Genomic DNA, 14993 nt, shown 5'->3' on the forward strand with positions numbered 1-14993 from the left:
CCCGGTCGGCCTCAGCCCGCCTGGGACCGTGACGGCGTCTGCTTGACGCCGAGCTCCGCCGTCGGCGTCGCGAGCCGAGCGTAGGCCCCTCCGTACGCCATCAGCTCGTCGTGCGCGCCTGCCTCCACCAGCCGTCCGCCGTCCACGACGAGGATGCGGTCCGCGTCGGGCGCCAGCGACAGATCGTGCGTGATCATGATGGTCGTACGGCCCGCCATCAGCCGGCGCAGCGGCTGCACCACGCGGCGCGCGGCGACCGAGTCGAGACCGGCCGTGGGCTCGTCGAGGACGAGGACGGGGGCGCCGCGCAACATGGCGCGGGCGATGGCGATCCGCTGGAGCTGACCGCCGGAGAGCGTGGCCGTGCCGGGCGCGATCTCGGTGTCGTACCCGTCCGGAAGGGCGCTGATGAAGTCGTGCGCGACGGCGTCCCGCGCGGCCCGCTCGATCTCGGCATCCGTCGCTCCCGGCCGTCCGCACTCGATGTTCTCGCGGATGGTGCCGTGCAGGACGAGGGTCTCCTGGGGCAGCAGCGCGACGTTCTCGCGCAGGAACTCCAGGGGTACGTCGGTCAGCGGGACGCCGTCGAGGCAGATCACGCCGGCCGTGGGGTCGTAGAAGCGGGTGAGGAGTTTGGAGAGGGTGGACTTTCCGGCGCCGCTGGGTCCGGTGACGATGACGAGTTCGCCCGGTCCGGCCGTGAAGGTCACATCGTGCAGGCAGTCGCGCCCGGCGCCCGGGTAGCGGAACGACGTGCCGTGGAAGCCGACCCAGCCGCGTACGGGCCATTCCCGCACCGGGTCCGCGGGGTCACTGACGGCGGGCTCGGCGTCCAGGATCTCCTGGAGCCGCTCGGCGCCGGCGGTGGCGGCGGTGAGGGTGAGACCGAGCTGCCCGAGATTGCGGATCGGCGGGTAGAGATAGCCGAGGAAGGCGGCGAAGGCGAGCAACTGGCCCAGTGACATCCGCCCTTGGGAGATCTCCCAGGCACCCAGCCCGATCACCGCGAGCACGCACACCGTCTCGACGACCTCGACGAACTGCTCGTACATCTCGCTCGCCCGCGCCCCGCGCACGGACGCCCGCATCCAGGCGCGCGCCTCCCGGTCGAGCCGCTTCTCCTCGGCGCGGCGACGGTTGTACGCCTGCGTCAGCACCACATTGCCGAGCGATTCCTCGACGACGGAGGTGATCGCTCCGTCGGCGGCCCGCTCCTCCTGGGAGGCGGTCCTGATCCGCCCGGAGAAACGGCGGGCGGCGACGAGGAAGAGGGGGGCGAGGACGAAGGTGGCGAGCGCGAGGTCCCAGCGCAGCCAGAGGGCCGCGGCGGCGTAGAAGACCGCGGAGAAGGCGGCGGAGACCGTCCCGACGACCCCGGACACGACCATCTGCTCGATGGCCTCGACGTCACCGGTGAGACGTTCGACCAGATCACCCTGGCGGTGCTTCTGGAAGAAGTGCGGAGGCAGATCCTGGACGTGCCGGAACACCCCCGCGCGAAGCCGCAGGACGAATCTCTCGGCGGTCCACACGGCGAGCGAGTTGCCGAGATACCCGACGAGCGCGCCGAGCACGGCGACACCGAGCCAGGCGCCGGCGGGCCCCCAGAACGCCGCGGGCGAACCGGCCTTCAGGGCATGGTCGGTGAGCTGCGCGAAAAGCAGGATCGAGGCCGTCTCGGCGAGCGCGGCCACGACCACACAGCCGATGATCACCACGAGCCACTTACGGTCCCCGCGCGTCAGCGGCCAAAAGCGAGCGAAGGCCTGACGGACTTCTCGCATGCCAACTCCCTTCTCACGGTGCGGAACACGGCCGAGGCGGGGCCACCGGAACAATTCCGGGACCCCGCCTCGTAGCGGCTGCTAGCGGCCCTGACGGCCCACCGGGCGCGGCTTCGGAGCGTCGGCCTTCTTCGGCGCGGGCTTGCCGGCGCACTTGGGGGCCGGGGCGGGCTTGCGGGTCTTCTTCACCGGGGCGATCTTGTGGAAGCTCATGAGTGTCCCTCTCTTTGCTCTCTGCTGCGGCAGGTCTGCTGGTTACTTGTTGCCGACCGGGCGGCGGGCAGCGGGCTTCTTCGGCGCCGGCTTGGCGGGCTTGTGCGCCTTCTTCGCGGCGGGAGCGGCCTTGTGCTGCTTCTTGACCGGGGCGATCTTGTGGAAGCTCATGGGGGTTCTCCTTCTTTCCAGTGGGTGAATTCCCTTTGTCGTTTGCACTGTTCGCTTTCGACATGGAAAACACTACGGGACACCGAACCCGGAAATCGCCAATTCTGCTGAGACCTCGATGAATTGCAGCTGAAAGAAATTCTTAGCGAAGCCGCGGAACCGACTTGCCACTCACACAGAATTTATGACGACCCTCACCTGGGACTTACCGAGGTAATGCAAAGGCTAATTCACCCGGTCGGTGTTCCGTCAACGGCCGATCGTCAGCGCCGATCCCGTCATCCGCACCCGGATCCCGTCCTTCTCCACACGGACGTCGCGCAGCCGCAGGTCGCCGTCCTTCGGATGCGGCAGGCGGAATCCCAGGGACAACTGGTCCACGAGAACGGGCCGGGTGAGCCGGGAGAGGCCGTCGAGGAGGGCCGGGTCCAGGCCGAAGCGCTTCAGGAGCGCCGGGTGGGCGCTCGCCACGTCGAGGAGGTTCACGCGCATCGCCCGGCGGGCGAACCTCGCCGAACCCGTCAGCGAGGCGAGCTCGGTGTCGTCGCGCAGCGCCTCCCGCACCGCCGCGTCCGGCACCCCGAGGCGGCGCACGATCGACGGGACGGAGAGCAGGGCCCTCGCCTTGCCGGTCTCCTTGCCGAGGCGCGCCACCGAGCCCGCGGTGAGGTGCAGACCCTCCGAGGCGCGGACACCCGGCCGGTATGTGGCCAAGTCACCGATGTCCAGGCGCATTCCGTCGATCCGCGTCGAGATGCCGCGCTCACCGTCGCGGCCGATGCGAGCGTCGGCCCGGAGTTTCAGATCGTGTCCGGCGACGGGCAGCGTGCCGCGCGCCCGTACCCGGTCGCCGCCGTGTCCCGTGAACGTCACCTGGGACGCGCCGAGTTCACGGTTCAGGTCGTCGAAGGAGAGCAGCACTTCGCCGTGCAGTGCGGGGATACGGGCACCGCGTACGGCGGTGGGGCCGTCGCCGCCGTCGAGCCGTACATGCGTCGCCGTCGCCGACACCTCCGCCAGCGAGACCCGGTCGGCCGCCACGTCCGGCACGGTCACCTTCACGGAGTCCAGCCGGTGGTCGGCGAGTTGAGTGAGGAAGGGGAAGCCCCCGATCTCGACCTCGGGCGCGGCGGCCAGGTGCAGCTGGTCCTTGAGTTTGCCGGCCGCCTCGTGCTCGGCGTACAGCAGCGCCCAGCGGTCGGCGAGCGTGAGGAACGCGGCGAGGGACAGGACGAGGACGGCGGCTTTCATCGCGAACGGCAGTCCGGCGAAGCGTTTCCGGCGGCGTCGGCTGCCCCGGCGGTGGTTGGGCGGGGCCCAGTCCTCCTCCGGCGTCTCCTCCGGCTCGTCCTCGTGGAGGAACTCCTCCAGCGGGCCGTCGTCCAGAGCGGCGAGCTCTTCGTAGGGGTTCGTATAGGGATGCGTTGTTATGCGGTGGGGGGTACGCATCGTCTCATCCGACCATGCGTACCGCCCCTGTCCGCAACCGCAACCGCCCGTATGCGATCTACTTCACGATCTCCACGGCACGATCTCTACTTCACGATCGTGATCCGGTCCGCCGCGGGCACCGGATACGGCTTCGCCGCCGAGGAGTTGGCCGTCAGGTAGGACCCGAAGGCCGCCAGGTCGTCGCCGCCGACGACCATGTTCGTGCCCTTGCCGAGTTCGGCGAAGCCGTCGCCGCCGCCCGCGAGGAAGGAGTTCATCGCGACGCGGTAGGTGGCGGTGGGGTCGATGGCGGAGCCGTTGAGCTTGACGGAGTCCGCGACCACGCGGGCGGCGCCCGTCTTCGTCAGGTCCAGCGTGTAGGTGAGGCCCGAGGAGATCTGGAGGATCTTCGGCGCCGCCTCGTTCGTGCCGCTGACCTGCTGCTGGAGTGCGGTGATCAGCTGGGCACCGCTGAGGTTCACCAGATTGACCGTGTTGGAGAAGGGCTGGACCGTGTACGCCTCCCCGTACGTCACCACGCCGTCACCCTCGCTGCCGCTCGCGGTGTAGGTGAGCCCGGCGCGGATGCCGCCCGGGTTCATCACCGCGAGGTCGGCCTCCGGGTCGACGGACTTGGCGTACGCGAGCTGCGCGTCGGCGATGAGGTCGCCGAGCGGGGACTCGGTGCCGGTGTTGCCGATCTCGCCCGCGATGTAGCCGATGGGGCGCGAGGCGACCGGGGCGGCGAGGGTCTTCCACTTGGTGATCAGGGCCGTCATGTCGGCGGCCTTGGCCACGTCACGGGTGACGACGTGGTTCGCGGACTTCACCGCCGTACGGGCGATGTCGCCGGTCCAGCGGTCGTACGTCAGCGTCGTGTCCGTGTAGAGCCGGCCGAAGGACGAGGCCGACGTCACCATGCGCGGGTTGCCCGCCGGGTCGGGGACGGTGCAGGCGTACGCCTGGTGGGTGTGGCCGGTGACCAGCGCGTCGACGGCCGGGGTGACGTTCTTGGCGATGTCGACGATCGGGCCGGAGATGCCGTCTCCGGCGCCGGGGCTGTCGCAGTCGTAGTTGTACGCCGCCGACGCGGGCGCGCCGCCCTCGTGGATCAGCGCGACGATCGACTTCACGCCCTGGCGCTGGAGCACCTTGGCGTACTTGTTGATCGTCTCGACCTCGTCGCCGAACTTCAGGCCCTTGACGCCCTCGGCGGAGACGATGTTCGGGGTGCCTTCGAGGATCACGCCGATGAAGCCGACCTTGACGCCGTTCTTCTTCCACACCCAGTAGGGCTTGAGGATCGGCTTGCCGGTCTTCTCGTCGGTGACGTTCGCCGCGAGGTAGGGGAAGTTGGCGCCGGTGAACTTCTCGCTGTCGTCGTAACACCCGTCCTTCGGGTGGCAGCCACCGTTCTGCAGGCGGGCCAGCTCCTTGGCGCCCTCGTCGAACTCGTGGTTGCCGACGCTCGTCACGTCCAGGTCGAGCTTGTTCAGCGCGTCGATCGTCGGCTCGTCGTGGAAGAGCCCGGAGATCAGCGGGGAGGCGCCGACCATGTCACCGGCGGCGGCCGTGATCGAGTACTTGTTGTTCTTGCGGGCCTGGCGCAGATGCGTGGCGAGGTATTCGACACCGCCCGCGTCGATGGTCTTCGTCGTGCCGTCCGCCTGCAGCTCCGTGACACGGCCCGAGGATCCGGACGGCGGCTCCAGGTTGCCGTGCAGGTCGTTGAAGGACAGCAGCTGTACGTCCTGGTAGCGGCCGCTGCCGTGGTGGTGCAGCGGCGTCGCCTTGTCCTGACCCGCGCTCGCGGGCATCGCCGCGGCCAGCGCGCCGACGGTGGCAAGGCCGGCGGCGGCCGCGAGGAGGCGATGGGTACGTCTGTGCCGTGGCGTCGGCGGCATGGGTTCCCCCTGTGGGATCCGTGGGAGCTGAAAGGGCCGAAAGAACTGGAAGAACTGGAAGAGCCGGAAGAGCTGAACGAGGCGGAGAGCTGTGGAAGCCGTAGGAGCCGTGCGACGACTGCGACTTACCGCTTTGCGCGCACTTTAGATTCAACGCGCGTAGCGCAACAGGGGGTTGAGGGTTACCAACAGGTTGCGGTCGAGGGCACTTCGCCATGAAAGGGGCAGGCCTTACCCTCGTAGCCATGACCAGCGACGACAGCGCACTGCCCGCCCTCTCCCGCTCCATCGAGACCTGCTCCGCGCTCTCCCCGGGCCAGGCCGAGGACGTGCTCCAGCTGCTCGCCGAGGCCGCCCGGGCCGATGGGCAGCAGGCGGTGTCCGAGCAGGGGCGGCTGCAGCTCAAGGGCGGGGCCCGGGAGGGCGTACGTCATCTGCTGCTGACCGTCGGCGACCAGCTCATCGGTTACGCGCAGCTGGAGGACACCGACCCGGTGGAGGCCCCGGCCGCCGAGCTGGTCGTGCACCCGGCGCACCGCGGGCACGGGCACGGGCGGGCGCTGGGCTCGGCACTGCTCGCCGAGTCCGGGAAGCGGTTGCGGGTGTGGGCGCACGGCGGGCACTCGGCCGCCCGGCACCTCGCGCAGGTCCTCGGGCTCACCCTCTTCCGCGAACTGCGCCAGATGCGGCGGCCGTTGGCGGACCTCGCCCTGCCGGAGCCGAAGCTCCCGAACGGAGTGCACGTCCGCGCCTTCGTGCCGGGCCGGGACGACGCCGCCTGGCTCGCGGTGAACGCCGAGGCCTTCGCCCACCACCCCGAGCAGGGCTCCCTCACCCAGCGCGACCTGGACGACCGGATGGCCGAGCCGTGGTTCGACCCGTCCGGCTTCTTCCTCGCCTTCCGCGAGGGCCGACTCGCCGGCTTCCACTGGACCAAGGTCCACGCCGAGGAGCGGCTGGGCGAGGTGTACGTCCTCGGGGTGCGCCCCGGCGCCCAGGGCGGCGGGCTGGGCAAGGCGCTCACCACGATCGGGCTCCGCCACCTCGCCGCGCAGGGCCTGCCCACCGCGATGCTCTACGTCGACGCCGACAACAAGGCGGCGGTGACCGTGTACGAGCGGCTCGGCTTCGTCACCCACGAGACGGACCTGATGTACCGCACGGAGTCGTAACCGCTCCGCCGGCACCGGCTCGGCGCCTCACGCCGGGTCAGCGGTGAGCAAGAGCGGTGATCCGCCGCCGCCCGGGTTCCGCGACGGAGCACACACCGACCACCGCCGCCACGACCAGGAGCCCCGCCCAGCGTTCGTGGGCGCCGTCCCAGCGCGGGTCGGCCACCGCCACGAACAGCTCCCACCGTTCCGGGAGCAGCAGGGCACAGGCGAGCACGGCGACCGGCAGCCCGGCCGACACCCCGACCCCCGGCTCGGCCACGTCGGACCACCGCACGGCCAGGGCCGCGGCGGCCAGGGCGAGTACGGCGATGGCCGCCGCCTCCAGGGTGACCGCGCCCACCGGGGGCCGGGTCTCCTCCGGTACGAGGAGCAGCGCGGTCGTCCACCAGAGCACCGCGAAGGGAGCGACGAGCGCCACCCGCAGACCGATGCGCACCGGTCGCCGGGTCGGCACCGCGGCGGTGGTGTGCCGGGCCGGGTCGTCGAGCAGGAAGGCCAGGCCCAGGCCGAAGGCGAGCGCGGCGGCCCGCAGAAGGCTGAGGCAGAGCCACGCGTCGGGCGGGGACGACAGCAGCCGTGGGCTCCCGGCGAGCAGCAGCCCCAGGGCGCTGCCCGCCGCGAGAGCCCGCCGGGGCAGGGTCCGGGACACCGGGCGCAGCAGGGCTCGGATCACGGGTGCGGTCACTGCTCGCAGCTCTTCGCGTCCCCGGCGCCCGCACCCGCCGTCGGCACTCCCAGCAGCTGGGCCACCCGAGCCGTCGACGTCTTCGCGGAGGTGAGTTCCGCCCAGTGGGCCCGCACCTTGGGGATGACGCTGTAGCGGGGCTTGTGCAGCAACTCTCGTACGATCCTGGTCTGTTCGGCGCTCAGATAGACCGGGTTCGTGGGCGCGAGCGAGATCCCGGAGCCCTTGACGCTGTCGTTGAGGCGGATGTGGCGGAACACGGTCATCGGGTCGGGCTCCGAGGCCAGCGCCAGCCACATGATGGTCACCGCGCGGGCGTCGCACCCTTCGCCGCTGGACTCCTCGTCGCCGGCCACCAGGACCGAGGCGACGCCGACCGCGAACTCCTGGATCCGGTTGCCGCCCCACCGCGTGCCGACGGTCACCACGCCCGGCGTGCTGGACGGTTCGAGCGCGGCGTCGCTCTCCAGTCCGTAGCGGGCGTCGACCCGCTGCCGCACGGTCAGCCGCTCGCCCCGGGCCGAGCCGCCCGCGAGGGACTGGACGCGGGCGACGACCTCGGCCCAGTCGGCGGTGCGGCCGGTCCACTCGGGGTAGGCGCAGTAGGTCGACCTGCCGTGCCCGACGCACGACTGCACCTTCTCCGGCGTGACGGACGCCTTGGCGCGGGCCGCGATCAGCCCGGCCGAATCACCCGGGGACTGCCCGGCGACACCGGTGACCGTGGCGGCGAGGGCGACGGCGGTCAGGGCCTTGACGGCACGCGTACGACCGCCGCCGACCAGGACCGCGAGGCACAGCAGCAACACCATGAGCCCCACGAGATACAACACGTGCCAGGCGGCCGGGCGGCCCAGCAGCTCGGAGGGGATCGGGTCGGCCCCCTCCTCCGAGACGGCCGGGGACAGCCGGCGCGCCCACTGCGCGCTGCCCGCGGCATTGGTCACGAGGACGGTGACGACATAGGCGACGACCACGAAGAGCGGTGCGCCGAAGGTGGAGCGGATCAGCCGTGCGAGCAGGACGCCGAGGGTGCCGGACAGGAGGATCGCCAGCGGGCCCACGGCCAGTTCGGCGGGCGAGCCGTGGCCGACCGCGCCCGGCTTCAGCGCCGCCCAGGTGAACTGGAAGACGACGACCAGTGCCGTGCCGGCGGCGAAGGGCACCACGGACAGCGCGTGCGCCACCGTGCGCCGCCACGGCTCCATGACCAGCACGTCGAAGTGCCGGTCGGTGCCCTGCCTGCGGGAGCGCAGCACGGCACGGTCGACGCAGACGAACAGCGCGATGCCGAGGAGCAACGGGCCGGTCTGGGTGGACCGGTCGACGTCCTGGAGGACCGGGTAGTCGTCCATGCCCTCGCGGCCGTTGAACATCGTCCAGCCGGTGTAGCCGACGTACAGCGCGAAGAAGACGAACACCGGTATCTGCAGGAGCAGCTCGCGTGCCTCGAAGCGGGCGAGGGCGAGCACGGCGGCTGTCCTGGATCCCTGTCCCCGAGCGGGCGGCTCCACCCCCGTGGGAGCCGCCTGCTCGACCGTGCCGGTGGTGGTGCCGCTCATGCCGCCACCTCCGCGGACTCGCCGTCGAGCGTGAGCAAGTAGCCGTCCTCCAGAGTTGGTTCGAGGAGGTCGGCGCCCTCGGGCGGGTCGCCGACGTTGCGGAAGGAGCCCGTGCCCGTACGCCATCCGGCGCGCGCGCCCGGGTCGCGTTCCGTGCTGCTCCACACCCGGCCGGCCGCCCGCGCGGTCAGCTCGGCGGGCGTGCCCTCGAAGCGGACGCTTCCGCGGGCCATGACGATCACACGATGGCAGAGCATCGCGACGTCCTCGGTCTGGTGGGTGGAGAGCAGAACCGTCCGCCCTTCACCCGCCTCGGCGATCAGCTCCCGAAAGCGCATGCGCTGTTCGGGGTCGAGGCCGACGGTCGGCTCGTCGAGGACGAGGAAACCGGGGTCGCCGACGAGCGCCGCGGCCAGCGCGACCCGCTGGCGCATACCGCCGGACAGCCTCTTGATGCGCTTGCTCCGTACGCCCGACAGATCGACGGCGTCGAGCACCCGCCGCACCTCCCGGTGCCGGGCGCCGCGGTCCGTCAGCTCCTTCAGGATCGCCACGTAGTCGACGAAATCGAAGGCCGAGAAGTCCTGGTGGAACCCGGGCGTCTGCGGCAGATAGCCCAGCGCGCGCCGCACGTCCAGGCGGCCGGCCGTCGTGCCCGGGTCGTGCCCGAGCACCGTGAAGGCCCCCCGGTCGGCGGGCACGGCGGTGGCGAGCACCCGCAACAGGGTGGTCTTTCCGGCCCCGTTGGGCCCGAGCAGCCCGGTGACGCCCTCGGTCAGCCGCAACGAGACGTCGTCGAGGGCGACGGTCCCGCCGTAGCGCAGGGTCAGACCGGATGCGGAGACGGTGGGGGTCATACGCAGGGCACTCCTGTCGGAGAGGTCGAAGAGATCGAAGAGGTCGAAGAGGTCGCAGACGTGGGCAGAGGCGGCGGTCACTCGGCACCTCTGTGGGAGCAGCGGGCGGTCACGCGGCACCCCCATCGGAACCGGGGGCCATCACGCGGCACCCCCATCGGAACCGGGGGCCATCACGCGGCACCCCCATCGGAACCGGGGGCCATCACGCGGCACCCCCGTCGGAGAAGGAAGCGAAGGGCACACGCGACGCGTCGAAGCGGTCCCGTAGGAGATAGAGCAGCCCGGTGGCGAGCGCCGCGACCGCCCCGGCGACGCCTTGTCCGGCCGCCGTGAACGGAGCGAGCGTGCCGCCCGCCTCGGTCGTCGAGTGCGCCGCCACCAGCAGGCCGATCCACGCACCGCCCACCAGGGAGGGTGCGAGCACCGGGCCCAGCCGGGGGGTCAGCGCGAGCCCGGTGCCGGTGAGGGCGAGCGCGGGCAGCAGCCAGGCCAGTGCGCGCAGTCCGTACGACGGCAGCGCGAGGGTCGCCAGGCCGTTCAGGCCCAGGCCGACGGCCAGTACGGCGACCGTGCGGATCATCAGCAGCCGGAACCCGTGCATCGGTGACACGACGGCCATCTCGTACGTCGGGTCGAGCAGGGGCCCGTACGACAGCGCGACCCCGGCGAGCGGAAGCAGCGGCGCGAGGGCCAGGAACAGCGAGGGCGAGGCCGCGGACTGCACCGCGTTCGCCGCCACCACGGTCATGACCAGCACGGCGGCGACCGCGCCCAGCCAGGAGCGGCGCAGCACGGGCGTGGCCGCGAGCAACCGCGCGATGTGATCGGCGACGCCGGCCCGCACGAGCAGCGACTCGAACAGCCCCGGCCGCGGCGCGTCCAGCTCGGCGTCGAGCCGCTCCCACCCGGCGTCCAGCGCGACGGGATCGCTCACGGCGGCCAGCGCCTCCCGGCACCGCGCGCACGAGGCGAGGTGGGTGTCGGCGGACCAGAGCCGGGGAGGGGCCAACTCGCCCTGTGCGTAGGCCCGGAGGTCGGCTTCGTCCACGTGCCACCGGCCGTCGGTCGGTTCGGCGCTTGCGCCCGCTCCTGCGTCGGGTGTGGGCGGACCAGCGGTTTTCGCTCCCTCCGCCGCTTCCCGTCCCGTTCCTGGGTGCTGCCGTCCCCCGTCCCCCGCGTCGGCCTGAACGGCCTCGTCCTCGAACGCCGGACGGGCTGCATACTCGTCGCCGCTCATGCCAACTCCTCCCGCAGCTGCTTGCGTGCACGCAGTGCCCGCGTCTTGACCGTGCCCGGCGGAATACCGAGCAGGACGGCCGCTTCCCGGGTGCTGAGCCCGTCGATCACCGTGGCCTGGAGGACCGCGCGCAGTTCGGGCGAGAGCCGGGTCAACGCGCCTGCCAGATCGCCGTGTTCGACCCCGGCCAGCACGCGCTCCTCGGCGGAGTCCTCGTCGCGGTGCCGAAGACGGGCGAGTGCCTGCCGGAGCCGGCCGCGCGCGCCGTCGCCGCGCAGGGCGTCGATCAGTCGTCGCGAGCCGATGCGCCACAACCAGCCGGCCGCGTCACCCTCCTCGCGGTAGCGGGCGGTGCCGCGCCACACGGCGAGGAAGGTCTCCTGCACGACATCGTCGACGACTCCGGCGTCGGCGCACCGGCCGCGCAGCCGCGCGGTCAGCCACGGCGCGTAGCGCCGGTACAGCTCCTCGAAGGCGCGACGGTCCCCGTCCACCGCGATGGCCCGCAGCAGCTCCCCGTCGCTTCTCGTTTCCCTCACAACCCCTCATCGGACGAGCCCCGCCGATCGGTTCACGCATCGGCCCACGAAATCTTGGACCCGCTCGGTCTTGACCGCGGCCACCCTCTTGCACCACCCTTTCACTACTCAATTAGTGAAAGGGTGGTTGTCCGAGTGGTCGAGTACCGCATCGACCGGCGCAGCGGCGTCGCCACCTACGTCCAGATCGTCCAGCAGACCAAGCAGGCCCTGCGCCTCGGCCTCCTTGAACCGGGCGACAAGCTCCCCACGGCCCGTGAGGTCGTGGAAGCCACCGCCATCAATCCGAACACCGTCCTGAAGGCCTACCGCGAGCTGGAGCGGGAGGGCCTGGTCGAGGCCAGACGCGGCCTCGGCACCTTCGTACGGAAGTCGCTGGGCACCGCCCCGGCCGACTCGCCCCTGCGCGCCGAACTGGACGCCTGGGCGAGCAGGGCCCGCGAGGCCGGGCTCCAGCGCGACGACGTGGCGGCGCTCTTCACCGCCGTACTCGATGAACAGTTCAGCAAGGGAGACCAGGAATGACCGAGACCGCCATAGCGGCGGCCGAGCTGGGCAAGCGGTTCGGGCGGCGCGGGGGCTGGGCCCTGCGCGAGTGCACCTTCCGGCTCCCGGTGGGGCGCGTCTGCGCCGTCGTCGGACCCAACGGCGCGGGCAAGTCGACCCTGCTGGCCCAAGCGGCCGCGCTGCTCGCCCCCACCGAGGGCTCCCTGACCGTACTCGGCACGCACCCGGCCGCCGCCCGCGAGCGCATCGCGTACGTCGCGCAGGGCAAGCCGCTGTACCCGCAGCTCAGCGTCGCCGACACGCTGGTCCTGGGCCGGGAGCTCAACCCCGCGCGCTGGGACGCCTCCGTCGCCGAGCGGATCGTGGCGGCCGGCGACCTCGACCCGAAGGCCAGGGTCCGCTCCCTCTCCGGCGGCCAGCGCACCCGCGTCGCCCTCGCCCTCGCGCTCGGCAAGCGGCCCGAACTCCTGCTCCTGGACGAGCCGATGGCCGACCTCGACCCGCTCGCCCGCCACGAACTGATGGGCCTGCTGATGGCCGAGGCCGCGCAGTACGGCACCACGGTCGTGATGTCCTCGCACGTCGTCGCCGAACTGGAGGGCTCCTGCGACTACCTGCTGCTGATCGGCGGCGGCCGAGTGCGCCTGGCGGGCGACCTGGACGACCTGCTGGCCGCGCACACGCTGACCACCGGTCCGGTCCGCGACCTGGACCCGCACACCGTCGTCGAATCCCGCACCACAGGGCGTCAGTTGACCGCGCTGATACGACCCCGGGGACCGCTTCCCACCGACGGCGGCGCCACCGCGCCCTCGCTCGAGGAACTGCTCCTCGCGCACCTGCGGAACCCCGACGCCCCCGCGCTGATCCTCGACCCCGCCCGCACCCCCTCCCAGGAGCCCGCCGCATGACCGCCGTCACCGTCGCCGACACCCCGGCGGCGCCCACCCCGTTCGCCACGGCGCGCGCGATGCTGCGGCTGCACCGCCCCGCACTGTTCCTCTGGACGGGCGTGGTCCTCGCCGCCCTGGCCTTGATGGTGTGGGGCTATGGATGGCTCGCGGAACCGGCGGCCGCCGCCTACCAGCGCCTCAAGGCGTGCGACTACGCCTGCTCCTACGACCAGGACGCGTACCTCACCTACAAGGACGTCCTGCGCTACGCCTCGTACATCGTGACCTTCCTGCCCCTCCTGGTCGCCGCATGGGCCGGCGCCACGCTGACCAGTCGGGAGCTGGAGAGCGGCACGGCGCAGTTCGCCTGGACCCAGTCGGTCACGCCCGCCCGCTGGCTCGCCGCCAAGCTGCTCGCCCCGGCCGCCCTGCTCACGGCGGGCACCTCACTCCTGGTGCTGCTGCACCACCTGCTGTGGGCCCAGGGCCGCCGTGCCGACGTCCTCGGCTGGAACGACATCCTGGTCTTCCAGGCCAACGGCCCGACCACCGTCGCACTGACCCTGTTCGGGCTGGCCGCCGGCGTCCTCACGGGCCTGCTGCTGCGCCGCTCGCTGGCCGCCCTGGCCGTCACCGTCGTGGTCACGGCGGCCGTGGGCTTCGGGCTCAACAGGTTCCGCGGGTACTTCTGGCCGACCGTCACGGTGACCACCCCGCTCAAGGACGGCCCCTGGTTCGGCGGCCCCGTGGTCTCCTACGGCGCGGTCACGTCCACCGGCGCCCATGTACCCGTCCCGGACTGCGCCCAGTACTGGAGCGCCGCCAAGGACTGCCGCGCCCAGCTCGACAAGCAGCACATCGTGCGCTTCTACAGCGAGACGCACCCCTACTCCCACTACTGGTTCCTCCAGCTCACGGCGACCGCCCTCACCCTCGCCCTCACCGGCCTCGTGGTCCTTCTCGCCTTCCGTGTGCTCGATCGCCACACCGGCACCGTCGCGAAGGGGACCGCCGTATGAGCGCCCTCACCGCCAGAGGCACGGTCGCCCCCGCGAACGACAGCGGCGCGTTCGGCGGCCTCCCCTGGACCGTCCTGCGCCTGCACCGCACGGCCCTGCTGCTCTGGGGTGCCCTCCTGCTCGCCGCCGTGGGGACCCTGATCTGGATGTACGCGATCGGTGCCGACGCCCGCGCGGGACTCAGCGCCTGCGCCACACCGGCCACCGACACCCTGCCGAGCTGCTCGGACGTCGAGGCGGTCAACACCGACGAGACCTACGGAATCGGCATCGGCCTCGTCGACACCGCCCTGTCGTACCTGACGTTCCCGGTCGCCGCCTGGGCAGGCGCCGCGCTGATCGGGCGCGAACTGGAGAGCGGGACCGCGGAACTGGCCTGGACCCAGTCCGTCACCCCGGTGCGCTGGCTCACCGCCAAGCTCGCCGTCCCGGCGGCCCTGCTCGCCACCGGCACCACCCTGATCGTCCTCCTCAACGTCGGGGCCCGCCGGGACGACAACCCGGACCTCGTCGGCGACTGGTACAACCCCGACGTCTTCCTCTCCACGGGCCCGGCCGCCGTCGCCCATGTCCTCGCCGGTCTCACCCTCGGCGCGCTCGCGGGCCTTGTCACCAGGAAGGCCCTGCCCGCGGCGGGCGTGGCCTTCGCGGCGACGCTGGTCCTGTACAACGTCGTCGACTGGTTCCGGACCAGCCTGTGGCCCGCCGACACGGTCACCGGACGGGCCGCGCTGCACCTTCCGCGCAGCTCCCAGGTGCTCGAACACGGCGCCGTCACCACCACCGGCGAGCGCATCGGCAACAACCTGGCCTGTGTCGGCTACGACAGCGCCGCGGACATCAAGGACTGCATGGCCCGCTCCGGCCTGACCGACTTCTGGGCCACTCGCCACCCCGAGTCGCATTTCTGGCCCCTCCAGTTCATGGAGACCGGTGTGCTCCTCGCCGTCGCGGCCCTCGCCACCGCAGCGGCGTTCCGGCTGCTGCGCCGCCGTACCCCTTAGAGCGGCTGT

Annotated in this window: 15 protein-coding genes; 5 read left to right on the top strand and 10 right to left on the bottom strand. The window is 71.8% G+C overall.

From position 1 onward, the window contains the following. Nucleotides 1-11: 11 nt before the first annotated feature. The 5 genes from OG390_RS24030 to OG390_RS24050 form a co-directional block, all read right to left on the bottom strand. Complete coding sequence (locus OG390_RS24030) at nucleotides 12-1784, bottom strand: ABC transporter ATP-binding protein (RefSeq protein ID WP_406170932.1); 1773 nt, start codon at nucleotides 1782-1784, stop codon at nucleotides 12-14. Nucleotides 1785-1865: 81 nt separating this feature from the next. After that, the gene (locus tag OG390_RS24035) at nucleotides 1866-1997 is read right to left on the bottom strand and encodes a hypothetical protein (protein ID WP_399086198.1); all 132 of its coding nucleotides are present in this window, start codon (nucleotides 1995-1997) and stop codon (nucleotides 1866-1868) included. A gap of 42 nt (nucleotides 1998-2039) precedes the next feature. After that, nucleotides 2040-2168, bottom strand: a complete 129-nt coding sequence (locus tag OG390_RS24040; protein ID WP_399086201.1) for a hypothetical protein — start codon at nucleotides 2166-2168, stop codon at nucleotides 2040-2042. A gap of 249 nt (nucleotides 2169-2417) precedes the next feature. Next, entirely contained in the window at nucleotides 2418-3617 is a 1200-nt protein-coding gene (locus OG390_RS24045; RefSeq protein ID WP_406170934.1) for a DUF2993 domain-containing protein, read from the bottom strand. An 86-nt stretch (nucleotides 3618-3703) separates the two neighbouring features. Next, complete coding sequence (locus OG390_RS24050; protein ID WP_406170936.1) at nucleotides 3704-5503, bottom strand: bifunctional metallophosphatase/5'-nucleotidase; 1800 nt, start codon at nucleotides 5501-5503, stop codon at nucleotides 3704-3706. A 245-nt stretch (nucleotides 5504-5748) separates the two neighbouring features. Here OG390_RS24050 and mshD point away from each other — a divergent pair, with 245 nt between their 5' ends. Further along, nucleotides 5749-6675 carry a mycothiol synthase gene (mshD, locus tag OG390_RS24055; protein WP_406170937.1) on the top strand — a complete coding sequence of 309 codons (927 nt, stop codon included), beginning with the start codon at nucleotides 5749-5751 and terminating at the stop codon, nucleotides 6673-6675. A 37-nt stretch (nucleotides 6676-6712) separates the two neighbouring features. Here the strand turns inward: mshD and OG390_RS24060 are convergent, their stop codons facing one another. From OG390_RS24060 to OG390_RS24080, 5 genes are all read right to left on the bottom strand, one after another. Then, entirely contained in the window at nucleotides 6713-7372 is a 660-nt protein-coding gene (locus OG390_RS24060; protein ID WP_406177824.1) for an ABC transporter, read from the bottom strand. Continuing rightward, complete coding sequence (locus tag OG390_RS24065) at nucleotides 7360-8925, bottom strand: ABC transporter permease (RefSeq protein ID WP_406170939.1); 1566 nt, start codon at nucleotides 8923-8925, stop codon at nucleotides 7360-7362. The genes OG390_RS24060 and OG390_RS24065 overlap by 13 nt, the downstream gene beginning before the upstream one ends. Further along, the gene (locus OG390_RS24070; RefSeq protein ID WP_406177826.1) at nucleotides 8922-9782 is read right to left on the bottom strand and encodes an ABC transporter ATP-binding protein; all 861 of its coding nucleotides are present in this window, start codon (nucleotides 9780-9782) and stop codon (nucleotides 8922-8924) included. The genes OG390_RS24065 and OG390_RS24070 overlap by 4 nt, the downstream gene beginning before the upstream one ends. Nucleotides 9783-9987: 205 nt before the next feature. Beyond that, on the bottom strand, nucleotides 9988-11022 hold the full coding sequence (locus OG390_RS24075; protein ID WP_406170940.1) for a zf-HC2 domain-containing protein: 1035 nt from the start codon (nucleotides 11020-11022) through the stop codon (nucleotides 9988-9990). After that, nucleotides 11019-11561, bottom strand: a complete 543-nt coding sequence (locus OG390_RS24080; protein WP_406170942.1) for an RNA polymerase sigma factor — start codon at nucleotides 11559-11561, stop codon at nucleotides 11019-11021. Before OG390_RS24080 ends, OG390_RS24075 begins: the two co-directional genes overlap by 4 nt. Before the next feature lie 135 nt (nucleotides 11562-11696). Here OG390_RS24080 and OG390_RS24085 point away from each other — a divergent pair, with 135 nt between their 5' ends. Genes OG390_RS24085 through OG390_RS24100 form a run of 4 tightly spaced genes read left to right on the top strand, consistent with a single transcriptional unit; the run spans nucleotide 11697 to nucleotide 14984 of the window. Continuing rightward, the gene (locus OG390_RS24085) at nucleotides 11697-12086 is read left to right on the top strand and encodes a GntR family transcriptional regulator (RefSeq protein ID WP_399086348.1); all 390 of its coding nucleotides are present in this window, start codon (nucleotides 11697-11699) and stop codon (nucleotides 12084-12086) included. Then, nucleotides 12083-12979, top strand: a complete 897-nt coding sequence (locus OG390_RS24090) for an ABC transporter ATP-binding protein (RefSeq protein WP_406170944.1) — start codon at nucleotides 12083-12085, stop codon at nucleotides 12977-12979. Before OG390_RS24085 ends, OG390_RS24090 begins: the two co-directional genes overlap by 4 nt. Next, entirely contained in the window at nucleotides 12976-13980 is a 1005-nt protein-coding gene (locus tag OG390_RS24095) for an ABC transporter permease subunit (protein ID WP_406170946.1), read from the top strand. The genes OG390_RS24090 and OG390_RS24095 overlap by 4 nt, the downstream gene beginning before the upstream one ends. Then, nucleotides 13977-14984, top strand: coding sequence for a hypothetical protein (locus tag OG390_RS24100; RefSeq protein ID WP_406170948.1), 1008 nt, complete (start codon nucleotides 13977-13979; stop codon nucleotides 14982-14984). The genes OG390_RS24095 and OG390_RS24100 overlap by 4 nt, the downstream gene beginning before the upstream one ends. Nucleotides 14985-14993: the final 9 nt, after the last annotated feature.

It is taken from the genome of Streptomyces sp. NBC_00996 (genome assembly GCF_045162675.1).
Taxonomy (GTDB): domain Bacteria; phylum Actinomycetota; class Actinomycetes; order Streptomycetales; family Streptomycetaceae; genus Streptomyces.

Coding starts and splice junctions, on each gene's coding strand:
- OG390_RS24030 (WP_406170932.1), bottom strand. CDS start 1,784: ATGCGAGAAGTCCGTCAGGCCTTCGCTCGCTTTTGGCCGCTGACGCGC.
- OG390_RS24035 (WP_399086198.1), bottom strand. CDS start 1,997: ATGAGCTTCCACAAGATCGCCCCGGTGAAGAAGACCCGCAAGCCCGCC.
- OG390_RS24040 (WP_399086201.1), bottom strand. CDS start 2,168: ATGAGCTTCCACAAGATCGCCCCGGTCAAGAAGCAGCACAAGGCCGCT.
- OG390_RS24045 (WP_406170934.1), bottom strand. CDS start 3,617: ATGCGTACCCCCCACCGCATAACAACGCATCCCTATACGAACCCCTAC.
- OG390_RS24050 (WP_406170936.1), bottom strand. CDS start 5,503: ATGCCGCCGACGCCACGGCACAGACGTACCCATCGCCTCCTCGCGGCC.
- mshD (WP_406170937.1), top strand. CDS start 5,749: ATGACCAGCGACGACAGCGCACTGCCCGCCCTCTCCCGCTCCATCGAG.
- OG390_RS24065 (WP_406170939.1), bottom strand. CDS start 8,925: ATGAGCGGCACCACCACCGGCACGGTCGAGCAGGCGGCTCCCACGGGG.
- OG390_RS24070 (WP_406177826.1), bottom strand. CDS start 9,782: ATGACCCCCACCGTCTCCGCATCCGGTCTGACCCTGCGCTACGGCGGG.
- OG390_RS24075 (WP_406170940.1), bottom strand. CDS start 11,022: ATGAGCGGCGACGAGTATGCAGCCCGTCCGGCGTTCGAGGACGAGGCC.
- OG390_RS24090 (WP_406170944.1), top strand. CDS start 12,083: ATGACCGAGACCGCCATAGCGGCGGCCGAGCTGGGCAAGCGGTTCGGG.
- OG390_RS24095 (WP_406170946.1), top strand. CDS start 12,976: ATGACCGCCGTCACCGTCGCCGACACCCCGGCGGCGCCCACCCCGTTC.
- OG390_RS24100 (WP_406170948.1), top strand. CDS start 13,977: ATGAGCGCCCTCACCGCCAGAGGCACGGTCGCCCCCGCGAACGACAGC.